This is a genomic window from Micromonospora maritima (genome assembly GCF_902825405.1).
In the GTDB taxonomy this organism is placed as follows: domain Bacteria; phylum Actinomycetota; class Actinomycetes; order Mycobacteriales; family Micromonosporaceae; genus Micromonospora; species Micromonospora maritima.
The window spans coordinates 1-3623 of the sequence record NZ_CADEAU010000514.1; the positions used below are offsets into that span (position 1 = coordinate 1).

Below are 3623 nucleotides of genomic sequence, written 5' to 3' on the forward strand. Positions count from 1 at the left end.
CCGCGACCACCACCGGCAGCGGCGGCGCGGCGGCGAGCGCCCACATCGGCGGCGCGCCGCACAGCGCGTACGCGGTGACGAACGTGGCCCGGCGGGGCAGCCGGTGGCCGATCGCGCTGAACACCAGCGAGCCGACCAGCGCGCCGCCGCCCATGGTGCCCACCAGCAGGCCGAACGCGGCCGGGCCGCCGAGTTCCCGGTCCGCGACCACCGGCAGCAGCACGCTGGTCTTGGCCGCGTCGAAGAGGTTGGTCACCAGCACCAGCAGGACCATGGCCCGCAGCAGCGGCTCGCGGACCAGGAAGCGCAGCCCGGCGGCGAACTCCGGCCAGTAGCCGCGCCGCTCGGGCTCCGGCTCCTCGGCGGCCGGGCGCATGCCGCGCGGTACCAGCACCGTCACGATCAGCGCGGACACGGCGAACGTCACCGCGTCCACGGCCAGCACCGGCACCGGGCCCAGCACGCCGACCAGCAGGCCGGCGACCGGCGCGCCGATCATGCGGGCGCCGCGCGAGGTCGCCTCCTCCCAGCCGATCGCCCGCTCGATCGGCACCCCGGCCGCGGCCGCCGCCTCCGGCATCAGCGCGGTGCGGGCGGTCTGGCCCGGGGTGTCCAGCAGCCCGCTGACGAAGACCAGCGCCAGCAGCGCCGGGAACGGCAGGCCGACGGTGGCGTGCAGCAGGGGTACGGCGGCTATCGTCACGCCGGAGACCACGTCGGCGAGCACGCTGGACCTGCGATAGCCGATCCGGTCGACCAGCACGCCGCCGAACGCGCCGCCGAGCACCACCGGCGCGGTGGCGAACGCGCCGGCGAGCCCGGTGGCCGCCGGCGAGCCGGTCTCGGCCAGCACGTAGAGCGGCAGCGCGATCAATGTCAGCACGTTGCCGGTCAGCGAGACGGCGTGCCCGATCAGCAGCCCGGCCAGCGGCCGGCGGTCGCGCGTCACCGCGGGCCCCGGTAGGCCTGCCAGATCAGCGTGACCGTCTCCGCGCCGGGCCGCCCGGGCGCGCCGCGCGCCCGCCACCGGGCGCCCAGCTCGGACAGCTCACGGCGCAGCTCCACCAGCTCGTCCGGGCTCAGGTGCAGCGTCATGTCGCTGCTGGTGGTGCCGCGCACCCAGGCCCGGTCGAGGTCGGCCTCGGAGTCCAGGTACGCCAGGTAGCGGTCCACGTAGCGCTGCATGGCGGCCCGGCGCAGCAGGTCGGAGGCGAGCCGTCGCTCCGGGTCGTCGAGCAGCTCGACCGGTTCCCACTCGGTGCGGTCGTGCGCCGCCCGCCACCACCGCTCGCGCCGGTCGCGGGCCAGGTCGGAGGCCTCCGTCACGAAGCCGTGCTCGGCCAGCCGGCCCAGGTGGTAGCTGACCGAGCCGACCGCCTCGCCGGTGACCCCGCTCAGCATCCCGACCGTCTGCGGACCGCGCCGGCGCAGCTCGCCGAGCAGGCGCAGCCGGGTGGGATGGGCCAGCGCCCGCATGGCCCGCGCGTCGGTCAGGTGCACGGTGCCCGTGTCGTCCGCCATGCCGCCACGCTAGACCGACAAGAAACGATGTACAAGGGTTCTTGTAGTTCGCCGTCCCGGTCAGTCGAGGCAGAACTCGTTGCCCTCCGGGTCGGTCATCACGATGTGTCCGGCACCCAGCGGGGGAGCGGGCTCGTGCCGGTCCCCGCGGGTCGCGCCGAGCGCGACCAGCCGGTCGGCCGCCGCCTCCAGCGCCGTCATCCGGGCCTCCCCGGTCAGGCCCGGCGCGGCCCGGACGTCCAGGTGCACCCGGTTCTTGGCCCGCTTCGGCTCCGGCACCCGCTGGAAGAACATCCGCGGACCGACGCCGTCGGGGTCGACCACCGCCGAGGCGTCGTTGTGCCGCTCCGGCGGCACGCCCATCGCGGTCAGCGCCTGCTCCCACGAGTCGAAGCCCTCGGGCGGGCCCTGGACCCGGTAGCCGAGGGCCTCGGCCCAGAACGCCGCCAGCGTCGCCGGGTCGGCGCAGTCGAAGGTGATTTGCACGTCGTGGGCCATCTCGGTTCGCCTTCCGTCGGGTCCCGTGTGATCGGTCGCCGTCCACCTTGCCGCAACCAGCGGACAGGAACTGTCCGCAACACGTGGCGGACCCTCAGGCGCGGCGGCCGACCGTACGGCCCTTGAGGCGACGGCCCATCTCCCGGGCGATCTCCCGGTTGGCGTCCCGCTCGGCGAGCGCCTGCCGCTTGTCGTACGAGCGGCGGCCCCGGGCCAGCCCCAGCTCGACCTTGGCCCAGCCGTCGGCGAAGTACATCGACAGCGGCACCAGCGTGATCCCGCCGTCGCGCAGCCGGTCCAGGATCCGGGCGATCTCCACCCGGTGCAGCAGAAGCTTGCGGGTGCGCCGGGGCGCGTGGTTGGTCCAGGTGCCGAAGCCGTACTCGGCGATGTGCAGCCCGTGCAGCATGATCTCGCCGTCGTGCTCCTGGGCGAACGCGTCGACCAGCGACACCCGCCCCTCGCGCAGCGACTTCACCTCGGTGCCGGCCAGCACGATGCCCGCCTCGTAGGTCTTGAGCACGTCGTAGTCGTGCCGCGCCTTCTTGTTCGAGGCGATCAGCTTGCGCCCGTTCTCCCTGGCCACGCCGGCAGGATACCCGCCGGCGCCGGCAGGCAGCCGGCGCCGGCGGGCGTGGCGGGGAGGATCAGAGGCGGCACTGCCAGGAGTACGGGTCGCCGAAGCGGACGAAGCGCTCCACCGTCGCGTACCCGAGGGTGGTCTCCCGGCAGGCGGCGAGCACGTCGATGTCGGAGTAGGTCACCCCGGCCCGGCTGTAGCGCACGCAGTGCCAGTCGTAGACCGTGCCGCCGCGCAGCTCCGCGGTGGAGTTGCCGGTGACCTGGCACCACCGGGTCAGGTCCGGCGTCACCACGTCGGCGCGGACCCGCCAGCAGCGCACCGAGGTCGGGTCGTAGAAGTCGCCGATCCGGTCCACCGCCGCGTCGGTGCGGTACGTCCACCGGCACGCCGCCTCGAAGGTCAGGTCGGCCAGGCGGCCGTCGCCGGCCCGGCAGTGCCAGTCGTACGCGGTCTGACCGGTCAGCACCGCGTCGGCCGCGCCGAGCGACCGGCAGTACGCGCCGAGGTCGAGGCCGCCCAGCTCCTGCGGAGGCGGCGGGGAGGCGTGCGCCGCGGTGGGCCCGCCGAGCGCGGCGGCGAGCAGGGCCATCGTGGTGAGCAGTGCGCGCAGGGTGCGTCGCATGGTCGTCCTTCCGGTCACGGGGTGAGGCGGCGGTGGTGCCGGTGCGGTGGTCAGCGGTCGCAGGGCGCCACGCCCCGGAACCCGGTGGTGAGGTCGGCGACGACCTGGACGGTGCCGGGCGCGCCGACGGTGACCCGCCGGTCGGCGACGTCGACGCAGCCGGCGTCGCTGTCGGTCCAGGTCTGCTCCACGTGCGCCCAGTCGCCGAGCGTGTACTTGTAGGCCAGCTCGGTCCCGGCCGGCACGGTGAGCACGGTGCGGTACGGGCCGGTCCGGTCGACCGGGCGCAACGGCACCCCGGCCGGGTCCCAGTCCGGCAGGCCGGTGCCGAGCCGGCTCAGCGTGCCGGCCAGGCGGACGCCGGCGCTCTCGACCACCGGCTCGCCGGGGCGCACCCCG

General features: G+C 75.2%; 6 protein-coding genes. All 6 read right to left on the reverse strand.

The genetic code is table 11. The annotated features are described in order from the left end of the window. A partial coding sequence (locus HUW36_RS28135; protein WP_174530894.1) for an MFS transporter occupies window positions 1–949 on the reverse strand: 949 nt, incomplete at its 3' end. Beyond that, the gene (locus HUW36_RS28140) at window positions 946–1521 is read right to left on the reverse strand and encodes a helix-turn-helix domain-containing protein (RefSeq protein ID WP_174530895.1); all 576 of its coding nucleotides are present in this window, start codon (window positions 1519–1521) and stop codon (window positions 946–948) included. The genes HUW36_RS28135 and HUW36_RS28140, both read right to left, overlap by 4 nt. A gap of 60 nt (window positions 1522–1581) precedes the next feature. Continuing rightward, entirely contained in the window at window positions 1582–2019 is a 438-nt protein-coding gene (locus HUW36_RS28145) for a VOC family protein (RefSeq protein ID WP_174530896.1), read from the reverse strand. Window positions 2020–2113: 94 nt separating this feature from the next. Beyond that, window positions 2114–2605, reverse strand: coding sequence for an SsrA-binding protein SmpB (gene smpB, locus HUW36_RS28150; RefSeq protein WP_174530897.1), 492 nt, complete (start codon window positions 2603–2605; stop codon window positions 2114–2116). A 61-nt stretch (window positions 2606–2666) separates the two neighbouring features. Next, window positions 2667–3224, reverse strand: coding sequence for a hypothetical protein (locus HUW36_RS28155; RefSeq protein WP_174530898.1), 558 nt, complete (start codon window positions 3222–3224; stop codon window positions 2667–2669). A 50-nt stretch (window positions 3225–3274) separates the two neighbouring features. Further along, the coding region (locus tag HUW36_RS28160) for a hypothetical protein (protein ID WP_217428891.1) at window positions 3275–3623 on the reverse strand (349 nt) is incomplete at its 5' end.

Coding starts and splice junctions, on each gene's coding strand:
- HUW36_RS28145 (WP_174530896.1), bottom strand. CDS start 2,019: ATGGCCCACGACGTGCAAATCACCTTCGACTGCGCCGACCCGGCGACG.
- HUW36_RS28155 (WP_174530898.1), bottom strand. CDS start 3,224: ATGCGACGCACCCTGCGCGCACTGCTCACCACGATGGCCCTGCTCGCC.
- HUW36_RS28140 (WP_174530895.1), bottom strand. CDS start 1,521: ATGGCGGACGACACGGGCACCGTGCACCTGACCGACGCGCGGGCCATG.